This is a genomic window from Pseudoalteromonas sp. SWYJ118 (genome assembly GCF_015864505.1).
In the GTDB taxonomy this organism is placed as follows: Bacteria; Pseudomonadota; Gammaproteobacteria; order Enterobacterales; family Alteromonadaceae; genus Pseudoalteromonas; species Pseudoalteromonas arctica.
Window position 1 is genome coordinate 1 of the sequence record NZ_JADYXC010000037.1, and the last position, 19,515, is coordinate 19,515.

Here is a 19,515-nt window from a genome sequence, read left to right on the forward strand (position 1 = left end):
ACCCTAAGCTGGTTGAGCGAGCTGAGATTATACGTGAAAAAGGAACAAATCGTAGCCAGTTCTTACATGGTATCGTCGATAAATACACGTGGCAGGACATAGGGTCGAGCTTTTTACCAAGCGAGTTACAAGCGGCTTATTTATATGCACAACTTGAAGCCGCAGACACGATAAATAATTTTCGTTTATCAATATGGGATTATTATTACAGTAAACTTAGCCTAAAACTAAAGGCTGAGCAGTTACCTCATATTCCCGATTTATTAACGCATAACGCGCATATGTTTTACATAAAACTAAATTCAAATGAAGAAAGAAATGAATTTATTAGTTATATGAAAGAGCAGGGTATTACAACACCTTTTCATTATATCCCACTGCACTCAAGCCCAGCAGGAAAACAGTTTGGAGAGTTTTCAGGCAATGATATCAATACAACGCAAGAGAGTTCAAGGCTAGTACGTTTGCCGCTGTATTATGGAATATCTGCAGAGGAACAAGACAAAGTAATAACAGTAATGTTGGAGTTTTTTGTTTGAACGTGAGAACAGTTTTACAATTTTCAATAGGGCCTATTGGCGCGGCTATTTTGAGTTTAATTACGTTACCTTTTGTTGCTTGGTTTTTTTCGGTTGAAGATGTTGGTCGTTTAACCATGTTACAAGTTGTGCTTGGTTTGACTGTATCTTTATTTAGTTTGGCTATGCACCAAGCATATGTTCGTGAGTATCACGAAGAAGAAGATAAACCAGCTCTGCTTAAATTAAGTATAATACCAGGTTTGATACTATTAGTTTTAATTTCACTTCTTACATTAGTGTTACCATTTTCTATTTCAACTATATTATTTGGAATAGATTCTAAATTATTAACTTTTTTACTGTTTGTAGGTATATTCGCGAGCTTTTTTATAAATTTCTTAGCTCATGTTATTCGAATGCAAGAGCGTGGTTTAGCTTTCTCTGCTACAAAGCTTGCTCCAAAAATATTATTATTAATATTAATCTCTTTAATCATGTTACTAAATTTAACAGCAGAATTTAAAGTGCTAATGTTAATGAATACTCTCTCGGTTGTATTTTCGTTATTTATATTTGCTTGGGTAACTAGAGAAAGCTGGGTAAAGGCTATTACCAAGAGTATAGATACCATTCTCTTAACGAAAATGTTACGGTTTAGTTTGCCATTAGTTGCAGGTGGTATAGCTTATTGGGGATTGACGACAATGGATCGTTTTTTCCTCAGAGAGTTGTCTGGTTTTGAGGAGTTAGGGGTGTATGCCTTAGCTGCTGCTCTTGCTGGCGCTGTATCAGTTCTTACTTCAATATTTTCTAGTCTGTGGCATCCTATTTTATATAAATGGGCAAAAAAAAGTGTGGATGAAAATAAAGTACAGAGTGTTATTGAAAATATGGTACTTCTAGTTGCTTTAATTTGGTCATTAGCTGGTTTATTTTCATTTATAATACCATTCTTTTTACCACCAGAATATTTGGCTATTGAATATTTGATTGTTGCCTGTGTTTCAATGCCATTATTTTATTTATTGAGTGAGACTACAGGGGTAGGTATTGGAGTAACCCGGCTCTCGAATTACTCCATGCTAGCATCGATATGTGCCCTGCTGGTGAATGCAGTGCTAAATTACTTATTTATTCCTACCTATGGCGCATCAGGGGCTGCTCTAGCATCTGTTGTTGCCTTTTTTGTTTTTTTTATAATTAAAACAGAGGCAAGTTCTAGAATCTGGTGTTCATTACCCAGGTGGAAAATTTATATAACATGTATTGCTTATACTTTAGCTACAATATTAATGGTTATAACTAAAGCTACTATAGTTAATTATTATCTAATTTGGTTAGTTTTATTAACATCGACTTGTTTTTTGTTTTTTACGAGATTAAAAAAATCTGCTAATTTTTTGAAATGTTACTTTAAAAAAAGGTATTAAATGTTATTTATTTACGGCAGTTTAGGTCTTGGTGGAATCGAGACTTTTTTTATGCGTATTGCAAAAGAGCGCTTTCAGTTAGGGCTCACTACATCAATACTTCTAATGGGGAATCCAGATAGAAATAACTCAAAGCTTTTGATGGAAGTTGAGAAGTATGCGGAAGTTATATACCCCAATCAATTATTCTTTAATATATTAGGGTTGGCTCGTATATCTCCGTTGCTTTTACCGATTAAGAGAAATCGCTTAAGGGAAGTGTTAGAAAAGACTAATCAAATTCATGTGTATGATGGAATGCATGCACTTTTGGGCTATAGATTGTCTAGAGTTATGGGGAAGAAGTTACCGGTAACTATAGGTTTCTATCATTATATTAAATATTTATGGGGGGGAGATAGGGTTGCATGGCATGAGCGAGTTAACCGTAAATTTGTATTTGACTATTTACCTCAGCAATCTTTACTTTTCTTTTCTAAAGGAAATAGAGATCTTTATATAAAGCACAAAAAAAATAATTTTGTCAATGCTAATACATTTCGATTAGGTGTAGTTGATAAAAAAGAAGTGAAAATTTCCGGTAAATTAAATAAGCCACTAAGAATAGTAGCGATTGGTAGGTTAGTAGAGTTTAAAACTTATAATTTCTATATGATTGATGTTGTTAAGAGTTTGGTGGTGAAAGGGTATAAAGTTCAATTTGATATTTATGGTGATGGTCCTTTAAGGCAACAAATACAAGGTAAGATTGAGCAGTTGGGTATGGCTGAGTTCGTACATTTGAATGGCACACTAGATTACTCTAAATTTGATGAAACTGTCATGCAATATGACTTATTTATTGGTAGTGGTACTGCAATTATACAATCTTCGGCTCTAGGTGTACCATCAATTGTTGGAGTTGAAAACGTCATAGAACCAAAGTCTTATGGTTATTTTGGTAATGTTAGTGAGTATGAGTATAATTTAAAAGGGCTTAATTTGCCTTTACTATCTGTTGAAAATTTAATTGAGGAATTAATTAATGCCGATGAAGCTGTCCGTTTTAATTTAAAGCAATGTCATTTAGAATCCGTAGAGATGTTTACAAATGAAGCCTGCCAAAAATCAATGGACGATTTAAAAAATATTGAAATGCCAAATCACCCATATTTATATAGCATGTTTTTATATGAATTTTCCAGAATTACAGACACTATTAATATCAAATATAATAAAAATCATCCAAGGCGAACACAGTTCGAGGACTTTAGAAGAATAAGTGAAGACTAAAGTAACAAAACAAAGTGAGTTGGGTGTGATAAATGACAGTGAGGTTTTTTATGAGTAACTATATTTTATATAGGGGTAGAATTTTATATGGTTGAACTCAGATGTAATTCATATTCTTATGTTTTTTTGTGTTTTTTCTTAGCTTTATCTTATGCTGGATTTCTAACTAATCTAGATATTGATGGTTATGTGGATCGTATTAATTATTTAAGCTATGCGAAGGATTCTATTCTGATACTGAATAGGAATATATCTAATGGTATATTAACAGTATTTGCAAATGAACCACTGTGGTTATTAATCAATATTTTTTTATCTCAGTTTTTGTCTCCTGAAAATACACTTAGAGTAATTATATTTTTTTCCTCTTTTGCTACTTTTTTTTATGTTTTAAAAAATACTAACAGTAAGTATTTTTTTATTATTCTACTTTTTCTTTTACTTCCAGCGGTGTTGAAAAATAATATTGTTCATATTCGACAAGGATTAGGTGTTGCTTTTTTTATACTAGGGTGGTTTTCACAAGGAAAGAAAAAACGGTACTTATTATATTCTTGTGCTGCATTAATTCACTCATCATTTATAATTGTATTGTTGGGGGTTATAGGTACGAATTTCTTACTAAATTTAAATATCTCTTATGGGATTAGAAATTTAATTTTTATTGCTGCTTGTTTGATTCTTGGTTTTTTTGGGCTTTATTTTGCTCAAGTTTTAGGTGCAAGGCAGGGATCTATTTATCAAAATGAAGATTTTGGTGGGAGCGGCTTAGCTTTTATATATTGGTCGGTTATTCTTGGGTTGTTTTTATTGCAAGATGAAAGTTATATCAGGAAAAATGTTTTACCTATTTTTTTCATAATTATGTATGTCTGTACTTACTTCATTCTACCTGTTGCAGCGAGAATTTTTGAGAGCGTTATATTAATTGTTTTACTCAGGGCTTTAGATTTTAAAGCAATATATAGATATTTATTTATTGCGTGTTATATCCTCTATTTTCTTCAACTTTGGCTATCAAGGTATAATCAAGGAGGCTTTGGCGTTTGATTTTAAATTGATGAGAAAATATGACTGTCGGAAATTTAATTGACTTGATAGAGTGAAATTATAAATGAATAAATATTATAGAGAAAACTATTTAAATTTTGGTGCTAATTTAGGTAGTGTTTATCCTTTTTTATCAAAAGAATCTCCAGATAACTTCTTTTTCAATATGGATAATATTATTGAATTTAGGAAACTGAATGGCTTAGATATCAAACTTGATAAAGTTGCGCTAGTTGAAAAAGCCTGTCTACCTTATATGCTAGGAGAGAGGACATTACTGAAGAGCGTTAAGCGCGCCCCATGGATGCATTCTTATGCAAATGAACAGTGGTTAAGTGAATCTTTTCCTGAACATGGCAAGAAAAACCCAGATGTAGATGCTTTTGTTCTTAAGTTAAAAGATGGATTGTTAAATGAAGCTGCTGATTATATTGGTAGTGTAAATACTGTCGGAATTCTACTCAGTGGGGGGATGGATAGTCGAGTTGTTGCAGGAGTTGTTAGACAATTACAACTAGATAATCATAATATAAATGTTGTGGGAATAACTTGGGGAAGTAGCAATAGTAGAGATGTGATTTATTCACAAAGGATTTGCCAACAGTTTGGTTGGGAGTTCGTTCATTTCCCTATCACACCCGAAACGTTACGTAATAACATTTATGTATCGGCTAAAATGGGAGCCGAAGTTTCAGCATTACACTATCATGCAATGAGCCAAGTTGCGGAGCTAAAAGGAATTGATGTTATTTTAGCTGGTAGTTATGGCGATAGCGTTGGTAGGGCTGAATTTTCGGGTAAACATGTTACTAAGCTGACTAGTATTTTACCAAAAAAAATAAATCGTTTAGGGTTAATTAAAGATGAATTATTTAAAGAGGTACAACAACACATTATTGAAGATGCAGAGCTACCATCATTTTGTAATGTTGCAGAAAATAATTTAAGGAAATATGAAATTGAGCAAGAGTACCATTACATGAGAAGAATGCTGCAGTCATGTATGCATGTAGTGGCTGAAAAAATACCATTTTATCAAATGTTCACCGCACCGTCAGTGTTTGGATTAATGTGGGGACTAAATCCAGATATCAGAGACAATAAATGGTATGCAAAATTATTAGAGATTTTACCAGGAGACTTATTACAAATACCATGGGCAAGAACTGGTAAGTTATATCACCTACCTGAAGGTGATGGCGATAGTTTTGATAAGCGGTATCATCAATATGGTTCATGGTTGAGAACAGAGCTTAAGGATGAAATGCTATCCGTTTTAAATAGTTCTGCTATCAGAGAGCTGGGTGTATTCAATAATTATAGCTTGGATGCATTAGCCTCAAATTGGAAAAAAATGACAGGGGTAAGTAATAACCAATTAGATGAAGTTGTTTCTTGGTTGGCATCACTTAGTATTTTTATTAACACTAATCAAATACCACATCTCGCTGATGAACATAAATATACTTTCTCTGATTATTATAATTCAGGGAAAGGCGCTTGTTATGGTGCGTTATATTCCTTTGCTAAAAACACTCTGAATAAGTGATTGAATTTTGCTAATCAAAATGAGCTTTTTATTATTTGTTTTATAAGCTGTTTTTTGTTTTTAATCAGAGTTAATGTAAGTTGTTCAATAGGGGGAACTTTTGAATATTAAGAAATGTTCAATAATTGGCAAAAAGAATATTATTCATATCATTTCAAGCTTAGGAGAAGGTGGAGCTGAAGGGGTTTTATTTCGACTTTGTAAGCATGATACTAAAAATAAACATATCGTTATAACGCTTACTTCTGAGGCTAAATATAGCTTAATGTTAAGAAATGAAAATATTGAAGTTATTCACTTAAATATGCCGACTGGACGACTTAGATTATCTGGATTGTTTTTTTTGTATCGTTTGCTGAGGAAAAAGAAACCTTGTGTAGTGCAAACGTGGATGTATCATTCCGATTTAATTGGTGGTGTTATAGCTAGACTTGCTGGCATCCGTAATGTCATCTGGAATATCAGGCACTCGAGTTTAGAACCCTCGAAAACAAAGAAATCTACTTTATATGTAGCAAAGCTTTCAGCTCAGCTCAGCTCTTGGATACCGAAAAAAATTATTTGTTGCGCTGAAGAAGCTAAAGTAGCTCATGTCAACCTTGGATATGATTCTTCAAAGTTTGACATTATAGGTAATGGCTATGATTTGAGTCATTTTAAACCGCAGTTAGTTAAGGAGACTATACGCGAAACGTTTAATATAAGCTCGTCTATACCATTATTAGGTATGGTTGGTCGATATACCCCAGAAAAAGATCAATCAAATCTATTTGGCGCAATAAGTAAGCTGGTCTCTAAAGGTGTTCCACTTTACCTTGTACTTGCGGGGCATGGTATGTCTTCTGATAATAATGAACTAGTTGAGCTAATCGATAAGTTTGATATATCTGAACAGGTAATTTTGATGGGTTCAGTTAATGATATCCCAAACTTTATGAATCAGTTGGATTTGCATATTCTTTCAAGCTCTAGCGAAGGGTTTCCTAATGTTTTAGCTGAGGCCATGGCATGTAGTATACCGTGTGTTACTACCGATGCAGGTTCTGCAAAACATATACTTGGGGATTGTGGGTGGATAACTCCTATTAAAGATACTGCGGCACTTTCTAATAATATACTTTTAGCATTGCAAGAATTTGAACACAAAAATAAGTGGGAAACGAGAAAGGCCTCGTGTGTCAGTAGAATTAGAGATAACTTTAGCATCGAAGCTATGGTTGATAGGTATACTATTGCTTGGGATAGTATAGAAATAAATAGTGAGCAGAAAAATTAATGAAATTACTATTTATAGTTAATGTAGATTGGTTTTTTGTATCGCATAGGTTACCAATAGCTCTAGAGGCTATTAAAAATGGGTATGAAGTTCATATTGCATGTGGAGTGACAGATAAGCAGCACTATTTGGAATCTGTAGGTATCAATGTACACCCTATTTCGTTATCAAGAAGTGGTACTAGCATATTCAGAGAATTAAATGTTTTAAAAGAGTTATGGAACATAGTAAAAGAAGTAAAGCCTGATGTTAGTCATGTTGTTACAATTAAAGGCGTTATATATGGTGGATTAATTACTCGCTTTTTAAAAGTAAGAACCAGAGTCGCTTCAATTTCAGGTCTTGGCTATGTCTTTATTGATAAGTCAACCAAAGCAAAAGTAATCAAGTTTGTTGTAAAAAGATTATATCGCCTAGCTTTAGGTATAGATACCCAAGTAGTATTTCAGAATAAAAATGATGAATCAATTTTTATCAATAGTCGCATCATAAAGCAATCACAAAGTATATTAATTAGAGGATCGGGTGTTGACTTGAATCAGCTTCATTATATACCTGAGCCCAGTACTCAAAAAACAGTTATGTTTTTGGCGAGATTACTTAAAGATAAAGGGCTAATTGAATTTTGCCTTGCAGCTAAAGCCGTAAAAAAAACAGTTGATGCGAAATTTGTTTTAGTTGGTGATTTAGATCCTGATAACCCTAACTCTATAACTAAAAATGAGTTAGCTACATTTGTTGATGCCGGTATTGTTGAACTCTGGGGATACTCAAGGAATGTTGAGTCTATAATACCTCAATCACATATTATGGTTTTACCTTCTTATAGAGAGGGGTTACCAAAAAGTTTACTTGAAGCAGCTGCATGTGGGCGAGCAGTAATTACGACAGATGTTCCTGGTTGTAGGGATGCAATAGTGCCAAATGCAACTGGCTTATTAGTGAAACCTAAAAGTTCAGGTGATTTAGCTCAAGCAATTATAAAGCTTTTAAATGACGATTTACTTAGAAATAAGTTTGGTGAATCTGGACGGCTTTTGGCTGAAAAGTGTTTTGATATTGATGATGTTGTGCAGAGACATATGATTATTTATAGAGGTGAGCGTTGAAAATACTAATGACTGGTTACTCTGGGTTTGTTGGTAATACTTTAGTTGAGCAATTATTAGGACATTATAAACTTAACTTGTTGGGGAGAAAACAGTCTGCTTTAGGCAAGCTTTTTACTCATAATATTGATTCAACTTCTTTTTATGATGAAGCGCTTGAAAGTGTTGATGTAGTGGTTCATTGTGCAGCCAGAGTTCATATTATGGATAATGTTGCTAGCGATCCTCTTAATGAATTTAGGGCTGTAAACACTCTTGGAACAATGAATTTAGCCAACCAAGCAGCAAAAATAGGCGTTAAACGCTTTATATTTTTAAGTTCTATTAAAGTAAATGGTGAAAGCACTAGCGGTAAAGTTCCTTATAGCGCTTTAGATAAACCTTTAGCAGAAGACCCATATGGAGTATCTAAAGCTGAAGCTGAGCAGCAACTGTTAGAGCTTGGTAAAAAAACAGGCATGGAAATAGTGATTATCCGCCCGCCGCTTGTTTATGGCAAAGGTGTTAAAGCCAACTTTGCGTCGTTAATGCGTTTAGTAAGTAAAGGTTTACCGTTACCGTTTAGATCTATAAAAAGTAATAAACGTAGTTTAGTCTCGGTTTACAATTTGGTTGATTTAATTAAAGTTTGTATTGAACACCCAAAAGCAGCTAACCAGGTGTTTTTAGTAAGCGATGATAATGATTTATCAACTGCAGAAATGGTAGACTTAATGGCTAAAGTACAAGGTAAAAAAAACCTTGCTTTACCTGTGCCTGTTTGGTGTTTTAAATTAGCAGGTAAATTATTTAATAAAGCTTATGTGGTTGATAGGCTTATCGGTTCTCTTCAATTAGATATTACTCATACAAAAAATACACTTAACTGGATACCTCCATACTCAGTCGAACATGGTTTTAAACTTGCCTCTAAAACGCCTTCAACAAAGTAATTAATGGATTTATAAATGATACGTTTACTCGATTTTTTGTTTTCACTTTTTGGTTTGTTGCTTGCAATGCCATTTTTAGTAATTTTATACATTATTGGTTTATTTGATACTGGCTCACCTATATTTATGCAAGAGCGTGTTGGACGAGATAAAAAGCCATTTACCTTGATTAAGTTTAGAACTATGACTGTTGATACAGCATCGGTTGCTAGTCACTTAGCAAGTACAGCGTCAATTACCTCATTTGGTGGGTTTTTACGTAAAACAAAACTAGATGAGTTGCCACAACTCTGGAATGTATTAAAAGGCGAAATGAGCTTGGTAGGCCCTCGCCCTGGTTTGTTTAACCAAGAAGAATTAACTAAAGCGCGCGATGCTAAAAATGTATTTGCAGTACGCCCTGGCATTACCGGTTTAGCTCAAGTTAACGAAATTGATATGTCTACTCCTGAACTACTTGCTAAAACCGATCGTGAAATGATTGATACACTCACAATAGGTAACTATTTTAAATATATACTAATGACTGTGACTGGTAGTGGTAGTGGTGACAGGGTTAAGTAGAGCATGCTATGCCTAGCTTATTGGATACTCTTTTTGACGTTTTTAATGCATTAATTTAAATAGTGATTTTCTTAAGATGTGTCTGAACTGAGGCGCATTCTACCATTGCCTATTATACCAATAGTAACCTATTAGCTCATTTTAACCTCTAAAAGCGAGCTCTGGCATAGCAACTGCCAACTGAGCTTTTAGCGAATAAACCTCGCTAAAAGCTAATTACACTAGTTTGTTTTTGTTATAGTTACCATATTGTTAATTTTAAATACTATACAGGGTTAGCTCTGTACTTAAACCGTAAAGGAACGTGTCTTGGATAGTTTTATACGCTCTATTTTAAATGCATCTCGCGCTAAAAAACGCCTTATTACTTTGTTTATCGATACGTTATTTATCGTAATCGCTTTTTGGTTAGCCCTTATTGTAAGGCTTGATAGCTTTGAACCACTGCAGCGTTTAGATAATTGGCTTTTATTAGCGGTGTTGATACCTGTAAGCTTATATACATTTATAAGCTTAGGTTTGTATCGTGCAGTACTTAGGTACATGAACTCTCAAGCCATATGGGCAATAGTATTAGGTACCGTTATAACTACAGTTAGTTTGGTTTTAATTGCCTTTTTGATAGGTATAGATATACCCCGTACTATGCCGTTTATATTTGCTTGGCTGTGTTTACTAACCGTAGGTGGTGCCCGTGTATTGGTACGTGCGATTATTGGCAAAATGACTACGAGTAAAAAAGAGTCTGTGATTATTTATGGAGCGGGCTCAGCAGGGCGACAACTAGCCACTGCTTTAGGTGCTGGCCCTGAGTATTTTGTTAGTGCATTTATTGACGACGATGTATCTAAACATGGCTCAATAATTCAGGGTATACCTGTTGTATGCTTTAAAGGTATTTACGAATTAATTAATAAACGTAAAGTTAGCAAGGTTTTATTAGCATTACCTAGTGCAACACGTGCCCGCCGTAAAGAAATACTAGCCCAATTAGAGCCATTAACAATTAAGGTACTTTCAATCCCCGGAATGGCTGATGTTGTAGAAGGCAAAGCTAAGCTTGCTGAAATAACAGAAGTGGGTGTAGAAGACTTACTAGGCCGTGACCCCGTAGCCCCTAAAATGGATTTAATGACGGCCAATATTACTAAAAAAGTGGTTATGGTAACTGGTGCAGGGGGCTCTATTGGCTCAGAGCTATGTAGGCAAATAGTTAAACAAAAACCCACTAAATTAATTTTATTTGAACAAAGTGAGTTTGCTTTATATTCAATAGAAAAAGAGCTTAACGAGTATATTTGTAATAATACTTTAGGATTGGAGCTAATTCCTATAATGGGTTCTGTTCAGCGTATTAACCGTCTTGAGACTGTAATGAAAACCTTTGGCGTGCATACAGTTTATCACGCAGCAGCTTATAAGCATGTACCGTTAGTTGAGCATAACGTTGTTGAAGGTGTACGTAATAATGTGTTTGGTACTTATTACTGTGCTAAAGCAGCAGTTAATGCTGGCGTTGAAAATTTTGTACTTATATCTACCGACAAAGCAGTACGCCCGACTAATGTAATGGGGGCGACTAAGCGTATGGCTGAATTAGTATTACAGGGCTTAGCGCAAGAGCAAGGTATTAAACATAAAACACGCTTTTGTATGGTGCGCTTTGGTAATGTACTTGGCTCTAGTGGCTCTGTTGTACCGCTATTTCGCAGGCAAATAAAAGAGGGCGGCCCAATAACGCTCACACACCCTGATATAACACGCTTTTTTATGACGATTCCAGAAGCTGCTCAATTAGTAATACAAGCAGGCGCTATGGGTAAAGGCGGCGATGTGTTTGTACTTGATATGGGCGAACCAGTTAAAATTAAAGATCTTGCGACTAAAATGGTCCGACTTTCTGGTTTTGAAGTTAAAAGCGACACTAATCCACATGGTGATATTGAGATTAAGTGTACGGGCTTGCGCCCAGGCGAAAAGCTTTATGAAGAACTGTTAATTGGTAATAACGTGGGTGAAACAACACACGAACGCATAATGACAGCCAGTGAGGTAATGCTACCTTTAGCCGAGCTTAATGTGTTTATAGAAGCGTTAGATATTGCGTGTCATAACTTTGATCATGAAACAATTCGTCAATTGTTGCTAGATGCACCCACTGGTTTTAATCCAACTGATGGTATATGTGATTTGGTGTGGAATGCAAAAAAGGATCTGACCAAGGGAAATAAACAGAATGTTGTAAATATTAATTAAGTTATTATTTTACACACTAAGTTGAGAGAAACTGTATTTTAAAATAATAAATAACGATCAGGCTGAGTAAGGTTGTTGATAATAATTTATTCAATATTCTGACAAATTAAAGCTATGTACTTAGCTTTTATATTTAATGAAATTTAAAGCGTGAGTTTAACTCGCGCTTTTTGCTTTTTGTAATAAAGCTATATTTTTAAGATAATAGAGCTAACAAATATTAATTATATGTGCACTGCGCATTTAACATTTTAAAAGGAATAATTATGCCACGTAAATACTTTGGCACCGATGGAGTAAGAGGTAAGGTGGGTACTTTTCCTATCACGCCTGATTTTGCAATGAAATTAGGCTGGGCCGCGGGCACTGTTTTAGCCTCTAGTGGTACAAAAGAGATTCTAATAGGTAAAGATACACGTAACAGTGGTTATATGTTTGAGTCAGCCATAGAAGCAGGCCTTTCAGCTGCAGGTGTTAATGTGGCATTTGTGGGCCCTATGCCAACACCTGCTGTTGCTTATTTAGCATCAACCTTTAGAGCGGATGCAGGTGTTGTTATTAGTGCATCGCATAATCCATATTACGATAATGGTATTAAGTTTTTTAATAATTCTGGTACGAAGTTAAACGATGAGCAAGAGCTTGAAATTGAAGCTTTACTTGAGCAAGCATTAAATAACAACGCAATGCAGTGTGTAAGCTCAGAGCGCTTGGGTAAAGCAAGACGCATAAACGATGCTGCTGGACGATACATTGAATTTTGCAAAGGCATATTCGCTAAAGATTTAACGCTTGAAGGTTTAAAAATTGTTGTCGATAGTGCTAACGGGGCTGCATATCACATAGCGCCTAATGTTTATGCAGAACTAGGTGCTGACGTTATTAGCATTAACGATAAACCAAATGGTTTAAATATAAATGAGCAATGTGGTGCTACACATCTAGATAGCCTTCAAGCAGCTGTACTTGAACATAAAGCGGACTTAGGTATTGCGCTTGATGGTGATGCTGACAGATTAATGCTTGTAGATGATAGTGGCGCTGTGATTGACGGTGACCAAATACTTTATATTTTAGCTAAAGCAGCAAAGCTGCAAGGCAAAATGCAGGGTGGTGTTGTTGGTACACTAATGTCTAACCTCGGGTTAGAGCTAGCGCTTAAGGAAATGGATATACCATTCAAGCGCGCTAAAGTAGGTGATCGCTATGTTGTTGAGCAGCTTAAAAATACTGGCTGGAAACTTGGTGGTGAAGGTTCAGGCCATATTCTACATTTAGATTATGCAACCACAGGTGATGGTATTGTTGCTTCTTTGTTGGTATTAACAGCGCTTATTCAGCAAAAGCAATCATTAAAAGACTACGCAGCAGGTATGCAAAAATTACCTCAGGTACTTCTCAATGTGCGTTTAACAAAAAATAATGCGAATGAAATCTTAAATACTGATTCAGTTAAGCAAGCAGTGGTAGAAGCTGAAACACTATTGGCAGATACAGGGCGTGTTTTACTGCGTAAATCAGGCACTGAACCATTGATCCGAGTTATGGTCGAGTCGACTGATTCTGTAGCATCTCAAGCGCAAGCTGAACATATTGCTACGGCAATAAAAGCGTTATTATAGAAGTATGTTTTTTGTCGGGGATGAATCACATTAGCGCGAAGTAAATTCGCATCGATAGGGTGTGCATATTGTAGGTGAGGTTTTATACCTCGCTTTTCATTTTATATAAATACAATCCCAGTAAGGGTATGAAGCAATTTTATCGACAATTTTAGCCCGCAAAGGATTAGCAATAATATATCTAGCATTGTTCAGTAAATCATTTTCATTTCTAATCATGTGATCATAGTAGTTACGTTGCCATAATTTATACATACCTAAATCGTCACGGGTTACTTTAGAGCAACGGCCTTTAAACAACTTAATTACATCAGACAGTGCTTTTTTATTTCCTAATTGAATTAGCCAATGTATATGATTTGGCATAATTACAAATGCTATTGTTCTGGCTGTTTCTTGCGTTTCTATCTTTTTCATTTCTGTGATTATTAATCGATTAATATCCATAGAAATAAATATGTTTTCTCTTTTGTGCGCCACTAGTGTGATTGAGTAAAATCGATTTGTTAATGATACTCTGCCTTTTCGCAATAAATCTGAACGATACATTTTACAGGCCTTCAGTACTTTTGTTTAAAGGTAGCAGAGGTTTTTAAAATAAGAGAGCGCGAAGTAAATTCGCACCTACAGGGTGTATATATTGTAGGTGAGGTTTTATACCTCGCTTTTGGTGAAGTTAGGTTGGCTGAGCGCGAAGTAAATTCGCATCGATAGGGTATGTATATTGTAGGTGAGGTTTTATACCTCGCTTTTGGTAAAGTTAGGTTGGCTGAGCGCGAAGTAAATTCGCACCTACAAGGTGCATATATCGTAGGTGAGGTTTTATACCTCGCTTTTGGTGAAGTTAGGCTGCATGAGCGCGAAGTAAATTCGCACCTACAGAGGGGTATATTGTAGGTGAGGTTTTATACCTCGCTTTTGGTAAAGTTAGGTTGGCTGAGCGCGAAGTAAATTCGCACCTACAGGAAGCATATATTGTAGGTGAGGTTTTATACCTCGCTTTGGTAAAGTTAGGTTAGATGAGCGCGAAGTAAATTCGCACCTACAGGTGGCATATATTGTAGGTGAGGTTTTATACCTCGCTTTGGTAAAGTTAAATTGGAAGAGCGCGAAGTAAATTCGCACCTACAGGTGGCATATATTGTAGGTGAGGTTTTATACCTCGCTTTTGGTAAAGTTAAGTTAGATGAGCGCGAAGTAAATTCGCATCGATAGGGTGTGTGTATTGTAGGTGAGGTTTTATACCTCGCTTTTGGTAAAGTTAGGTTGGCTGAGCGCGAAGTAAATTCGCATCGATAGGGTGTATATATTGTAGGTGAGGCTTTATACCTCGCTTTTTGTCGAGTTAAATTACATAACCGCGCAGTAAATTAGAGAGTACTGATTGGTGTATATTTCAAGACCTTCATCTCTTTCTCATTTTTATTATTCTGCAAAAATCTTTAGTAATATATTCGATGTTACATTTTAGCTAAAGTCTTTTTGCCTAGAGCCTAATTTATAACTCTGGTAGAATCATTACATTACTTATTAACTAACCTTAAAGGATTAATATGAAAATTGCCGTAGTAGGTACAGGCTATGTAGGCCTTTCTAACGCTATGTTGCTAGCACAACACAATGAAGTGGTCGCATTAGATATAGACGAACAAAAAATAGCACTGTTGAATGATAAAAAATCACCAATAGTTGATACTGAAATAAGTGAGTTTTTAACTCGTAGCGACTTAAATTTCACAGCAACTACAGACAAAGTAGCAGCCTATAAAAATGCTGACTTTGTAATTATTGCTACACCAACAGATTACGACGTTGAGAATAACTACTTTAATACCAGCTCAGTAGAGGCTGTAATCAAAGATGCGATAGCGCATAACTCAAATGCAGTTATGGTTATTAAATCGACAATACCAGTTGGCTTTACGCAAAGTATTAAAGAAAAACTTGGCATTAATAACTTAATATTTTCGCCAGAATTTTTACGTGAAGGTAAAGCGCTCCACGATAACTTATACCCATCACGTATTGTTGTTGGTGAGCAAAGTGAGCGTGCAACTGTGTTTGCTAACCTACTTAAGCAAGGCGCTATAAAAGAAGATATTGAAGTACTGTTTACTGATTCAACTGAAGCCGAGGCTATTAAGTTATTCTCAAATACTTACTTAGCAATGCGCGTTGCTTATTTTAATGAGCTTGATAGCTACGCTGAAGCACATGGCTTAAACTCTAAGCAAATTATACAGGGTGTTAGTTTAGACCCACGTATTGGTGATCATTACAATAATCCATCATTTGGCTATGGTGGTTACTGCTTACCAAAAGATACAAAGCAGCTACGTGCAAACTATGCAAATGTACCAAACAATATTATTGGTGCAATTGTAGATGCTAATACTACACGTAAAGATTTTATTGCCGACTCAATAATTAAACGCAACCCTAAAGTGGTGGGTGTGTATCGTTTAGTAATGAAAACAGGGTCTGATAACTTTAGAGCCTCTTCCATTCAAGGTATTATGAAGCGCATTAAAGCTAAAGGTATTGAGGTTGTAGTTTACGAACCCGTGCTTGAAGAAAATGAGTTTTATCATTCTCGTGTTATTAAAGACTTAAATGAGTTTAAGCAAATATCTGACGTTGTTGTATCTAACCGTATGGTTGACGAGCTTAGCGATATTGCTGACAAAGTTTATACTCGCGACTTATTTGGCAGTGATTAAATTGTAGGTGAGGTTTTATACCTCGCTTTTGGTAACGTTAGGTTAGATAAGCGCGAAATAAATTCGCACCTACAGGGTGTGTATATTGTAGGTGAGGTTTTACACCTCGCTTTTTGTAGAGTTAAGTTAGATGAGCGCGAAGTAAATTCGCACCTACAAGGTGCATATACTGTAGGTGAGGTTTTACACCTCGCTTTTGGTGAAGTTAGGCTGCATGAGCGCGAAGTAAATTCGCACCTACAAGGTGCATATATTGTAGGTGAGGTTTTATACCTCGCTTTTGGTAAAGTTAGGTTGGCTGAGCGCGAAGTGAATTTGCATCGATAGGGTGTGTATTGTAGGTGAGTTTTTATAACTCGCTTTGGTGAAGTTAGGCTGCATGAGCGCGAAGTAAATTCGCACCTACAGGGTGCATATGTTGTAGGTGAGGTTTTATACCTCGCTTTTGGTAACGTTAGGTTAGATGAGCGCGAAATAAATTCGCACCTACAGGGTGTTAAAAATTAGCAAATACAGCTAATCTAGCAAACGTTTCCCCGTATACATCCTTTCCTTGATACAGCTCAGCTCCCCAACTTTTAGCACCCATTATTGGTTTACTCAAGTTACGAGTGTATGCCGTTTGCAGTTCGTAACTTGTTTTATAGCCACTGCGTTTATTTTCAAGCATGCGAATGGTGGTATTTAAGCTTTCTATTTTACTTAATTGCCAATGCCAGTTTACGCTCATAGATTTTGCAGGGGTGTAGTCAGAGTAGTCGTGTTCATCACCTGCCCAGTGGCCAATTACATTGCCAGAATTACGGTTACCATCTTTATATATACTATTTGCATACCAGCTCTTTTGTAAGTTACTGTGCTCGAAGCGTAAACTGTGATTGTTAGCAATAAAAGGTAAATAAATACCAAAGCTATATGCATTATTGCGAGAGCCACCTAGGGTGTCTTCAAGTGCTACCTCACCGTATAGCTCATAAGGCAGTGCATAAATACTATTGTTATACGCAAAAGTAATTGAGCCTAACTGATCCCCAAGCTCAAAATCTGTATTAACCTCTTCTGCCTCCGAGGTCGTTATATTATCTTTACTGCCAGGGGTAAAAAAGCCTTCTGCAAAGTCTTTTAACTTAACACTACGCGGACCACCACCAAACTGCATTAAGCGGCTTAGGCCTATTGTTAAATTATCGGTTGCTGCAAAACTGGTATGTAAACCAAATAAATAAGGCTTACCGGGTGTAAATTCATTACCGTTTACAGGGTCGTAGTTACCTTTACGGATCCCACGTTGTTCTGTCATTTTACTAATAAACATATCGTAACGAATATTAAAGCTGGTTATTGGCTCTACATTACTAAGCGTTATAGAAGGCGTTGTTTTAGCTTGTGTGCTTAGTAACATGGCACTGTCGTTAAAAGGTGAGTACCAATGTTCTCGGTAACCTACATCTAACTGCGCGTATTTATTACCAAGGTAAAAAAAGCTTTGTGTAGGTAATATTTCGTCTTCGTTGGCTATGCCCGCAACACTCACACCAAAGTAACGCCCGAAGTTAGCGTAAGCACCACCTTCAACAATTAAGTTGGTTTTAGTAGTTTGGCCGCGTTGGTTAGGCAGTGTTTTATCTTTTGTGCCTGCAGCAAGCGTTACTTTTGCAAATGTACCCGCATCGCTTTGAATATAAGGGCTAAGTTGGTACGAAAGTGTTTGATATAATTCTGGGTAAGTATGCCTCACTGTTTGCAACACTCTATAAATATCGTGAGCTTTATAAGGCTTACTCATAATATGTGTATTTTTACTTACGGCTAAAAGTCGTTGTACTTGGTGCTCAAGTTCTGGGGCTTGATTTAAAGGTAAATAAGGTGACACGCCACCTTTAGCAACAGCATTTGCGCTGATTGCCATCCCGATAAACAGTGATATTTTTTTGAGCATAATTATTCCGTTAGCAAAAATTTGTTTAAGTAAAAACGTTAACGCGAGGTTAGCAATAAACGCCTAAGTAAGGAAGAAAAAAGCGATATATTAGTGGTTAGTAATTGGTGTATATAAGTTGTAGGTGAGGTTTTATACCTCGCTTTTGATAAAGTTAGGTTAGATGAGCGCGAAGTAAATTCGCACCTACAGGAAGCATATGTTGTAGGTGAGGTTTTATACCTCGCTTTTGATAAAGTTAAGTTAGATGAGCGCGAAGTAAATTCGCACCTACAGGGTGTGTATGTTGTAGGTGAGATTTTATTACCTCGCTTTGGTAACGTTAGGTTAGATGAGCGCGAAGTAAATTCGCACCTACAGGGTGTGTATTGTAGGTGAGGTTTTATACCTCGCTTTTGATAAAGTTAAGTTAGATGAGCGCGAAGTAAATTCGCATCGATAGGGTGTGTGTATTGTAGGTGAGGTTTTATACCTCGCTTTGGTAAAGTTAAGTTAGATGAGCGCGAAGTAAATTCGCATCGATAGGGTGGGCATATATTGTAGGTGAGGTTTTATACCTCGCTTTTGATAAAGTTAGGTTAGATGAGCGCGAAGTAAATTCGCACCTACAGGAAGCATATGTTGTAGGTGAGGTTTTATACCTCGCTTTGGTAAAGTTAAGTTAGATGAGCGCGAAGTAAATTCGCACCTACAGGGTGCATATATTGTAGGTGAGGTTTTACAACTCGCTTTGGTAAAGTTAAGTTAGATGAGCGCGAAGTAAATTCGCACCTACAGGAAGCATATATCGTAGGTGAGGTTTTATACCTCGCTTTTGGTAACGTTAGGTTAGATGATCGCGAAGTAAATTCGCACCTACAGGAAGCATATGTTGTAGGTGAGGTTTTATACCTCGCTTTGGTAAAGTTAGGTTAGATGAGCGCGAAGTAAATTCGCATCGATAGGGTGCATATATTGTAGGTGAGGTTTTACACCTCGCTTCGGTAAAGTTAAGTTACACTAGCGCGAAGTAAATTCGCACCTACAGGGTGTGTATATGTTGTAGGTGAGGTTTTATACCTCGCTTTGGTAAAGTTAGGTTAGATGAGCGCGAAGTAAATTCGCATCGATAGGGTGGGCATATATTGTAGGTGAGGTTTTATACCTCGCTTTTTATTTTATATAAATACAATCCCAGTAAGGGTATGAAGCAATTTTATCGACAATTTTAGCCCGCAAAGGATTAGCAATAATATATCTAGCATTGTTCAGTAAATCATTTTCATTTCTAATCAT

General features: G+C 36.1%; 15 protein-coding genes. 13 read left to right on the top strand and 2 right to left on the bottom strand.

The window, feature by feature from the left end; genetic code table 11:
• The 11 genes from I6F48_RS20175 to glmM form a co-directional block, all read left to right on the top strand.
• Nucleotides 1-539, top strand: a 539-nt coding sequence (locus I6F48_RS20175; protein WP_197120157.1) for a DegT/DnrJ/EryC1/StrS family aminotransferase, incomplete at its 5' end; no start/stop codon positions are given.
• 2 nt (nt 540-541) lie between these two features.
• Entirely contained in the window at nt 542-1,951 is a 1,410-nt protein-coding gene (locus tag I6F48_RS20180) for a lipopolysaccharide biosynthesis protein (protein ID WP_331460711.1), read from the top strand.
• Nucleotides 1,952-3,223: a glycosyltransferase gene (locus tag I6F48_RS20185; RefSeq protein ID WP_197120159.1), complete on the top strand. Its 1,272-nt coding sequence runs from the start codon at nt 1,952-1,954 to the stop codon at nt 3,221-3,223.
• 87 nt (nt 3,224-3,310) lie between these two features.
• Nucleotides 3,311-4,273, top strand: a complete 963-nt coding sequence (locus I6F48_RS20190) for an EpsG family protein (RefSeq protein ID WP_197120160.1) — start codon at nt 3,311-3,313, stop codon at nt 4,271-4,273.
• 64 nt (nt 4,274-4,337) lie between these two features.
• Nucleotides 4,338-5,822 (top strand): asparagine synthase-related protein, encoded by a 1,485-nt coding sequence (locus I6F48_RS20195; protein ID WP_197120161.1) that lies wholly within the window; start codon nt 4,338-4,340, stop codon nt 5,820-5,822.
• Nucleotides 5,823-5,922: 100 nt separating this feature from the next.
• Nucleotides 5,923-7,098, top strand: a complete 1,176-nt coding sequence (locus tag I6F48_RS20200; protein ID WP_197120162.1) for a glycosyltransferase — start codon at nt 5,923-5,925, stop codon at nt 7,096-7,098.
• Nucleotides 7,098-8,207, top strand: a complete 1,110-nt coding sequence (locus I6F48_RS20205; protein ID WP_197120163.1) for a glycosyltransferase family 4 protein — start codon at nt 7,098-7,100, stop codon at nt 8,205-8,207. Before I6F48_RS20200 ends, I6F48_RS20205 begins: the two co-directional genes overlap by 1 nt.
• Nucleotides 8,204-9,139 (top strand): UDP-glucose 4-epimerase family protein, encoded by a 936-nt coding sequence (locus tag I6F48_RS20210; RefSeq protein ID WP_231615279.1) that lies wholly within the window; start codon nt 8,204-8,206, stop codon nt 9,137-9,139. Before I6F48_RS20205 ends, I6F48_RS20210 begins: the two co-directional genes overlap by 4 nt.
• 15 nt (nt 9,140-9,154) lie before the next feature.
• On the top strand, nt 9,155-9,703 hold the full coding sequence (locus I6F48_RS20215) for a sugar transferase (RefSeq protein WP_197120164.1): 549 nt from the start codon (nt 9,155-9,157) through the stop codon (nt 9,701-9,703).
• Nucleotides 9,704-10,012: 309 nt separating this feature from the next.
• Nucleotides 10,013-11,959, top strand: a complete 1,947-nt coding sequence (locus I6F48_RS20220; protein WP_197120165.1) for a polysaccharide biosynthesis protein — start codon at nt 10,013-10,015, stop codon at nt 11,957-11,959.
• Between the two features lie 266 nt (nt 11,960-12,225).
• The gene (glmM, locus tag I6F48_RS20225; RefSeq protein ID WP_197120166.1) at nt 12,226-13,581 is read left to right on the top strand and encodes a phosphoglucosamine mutase; all 1,356 of its coding nucleotides are present in this window, start codon (nt 12,226-12,228) and stop codon (nt 13,579-13,581) included.
• Between the two features lie 96 nt (nt 13,582-13,677).
• Here the strand turns inward: glmM and I6F48_RS20230 are convergent, their stop codons facing one another.
• Nucleotides 13,678-14,130 (bottom strand): REP-associated tyrosine transposase, encoded by a 453-nt coding sequence (locus tag I6F48_RS20230; protein WP_197120167.1) that lies wholly within the window; start codon nt 14,128-14,130, stop codon nt 13,678-13,680.
• Nucleotides 14,131-15,134: 1,004 nt separating this feature from the next.
• Here I6F48_RS20230 and I6F48_RS20235 point away from each other — a divergent pair.
• Both I6F48_RS20235 and I6F48_RS20240 read left to right on the top strand, forming a co-directional pair.
• Complete coding sequence (locus I6F48_RS20235; RefSeq protein WP_197120168.1) at nt 15,135-16,301, top strand: nucleotide sugar dehydrogenase; 1,167 nt, start codon at nt 15,135-15,137, stop codon at nt 16,299-16,301.
• Between the two features lie 78 nt (nt 16,302-16,379).
• A complete protein-coding gene (locus tag I6F48_RS20240; RefSeq protein WP_197120169.1) occupies nt 16,380-16,628 on the top strand; it encodes a hypothetical protein in 249 nt (82 codons plus the stop codon).
• A gap of 169 nt (nt 16,629-16,797) precedes the next feature.
• Here I6F48_RS20240 and I6F48_RS20245 read toward each other — a convergent pair whose 3' ends face one another.
• Nucleotides 16,798-18,240 carry a capsule assembly Wzi family protein gene (locus I6F48_RS20245; RefSeq protein ID WP_197120170.1) on the bottom strand — a complete coding sequence of 481 codons (1,443 nt, stop codon included), beginning with the start codon at nt 18,238-18,240 and terminating at the stop codon, nt 16,798-16,800.
• Between the last annotated feature and the right edge of the window lie 1,275 nt (nt 18,241-19,515).

Excerpts from the sequence above, each read along its gene's own strand:
- I6F48_RS20185 (WP_197120159.1), top strand. The coding sequence starts at position 1,952 with ATGTTATTTATTTACGGCAGTTTAGGTCTTGGTGGAATCGAGACTTTT.
- I6F48_RS20190 (WP_197120160.1), top strand. The coding sequence starts at position 3,311 with ATGGTTGAACTCAGATGTAATTCATATTCTTATGTTTTTTTGTGTTTT.
- I6F48_RS20195 (WP_197120161.1), top strand. The coding sequence starts at position 4,338 with ATGAATAAATATTATAGAGAAAACTATTTAAATTTTGGTGCTAATTTA.
- I6F48_RS20205 (WP_197120163.1), top strand. The coding sequence starts at position 7,098 with ATGAAATTACTATTTATAGTTAATGTAGATTGGTTTTTTGTATCGCAT.
- I6F48_RS20215 (WP_197120164.1), top strand. The coding sequence starts at position 9,155 with ATGATACGTTTACTCGATTTTTTGTTTTCACTTTTTGGTTTGTTGCTT.
- glmM (WP_197120166.1), top strand. The coding sequence starts at position 12,226 with ATGCCACGTAAATACTTTGGCACCGATGGAGTAAGAGGTAAGGTGGGT.
- I6F48_RS20230 (WP_197120167.1), bottom strand. The coding sequence starts at position 14,130 with ATGTATCGTTCAGATTTATTGCGAAAAGGCAGAGTATCATTAACAAAT.
- I6F48_RS20235 (WP_197120168.1), top strand. The coding sequence starts at position 15,135 with ATGAAAATTGCCGTAGTAGGTACAGGCTATGTAGGCCTTTCTAACGCT.
- I6F48_RS20245 (WP_197120170.1), bottom strand. The coding sequence starts at position 18,240 with ATGCTCAAAAAAATATCACTGTTTATCGGGATGGCAATCAGCGCAAAT.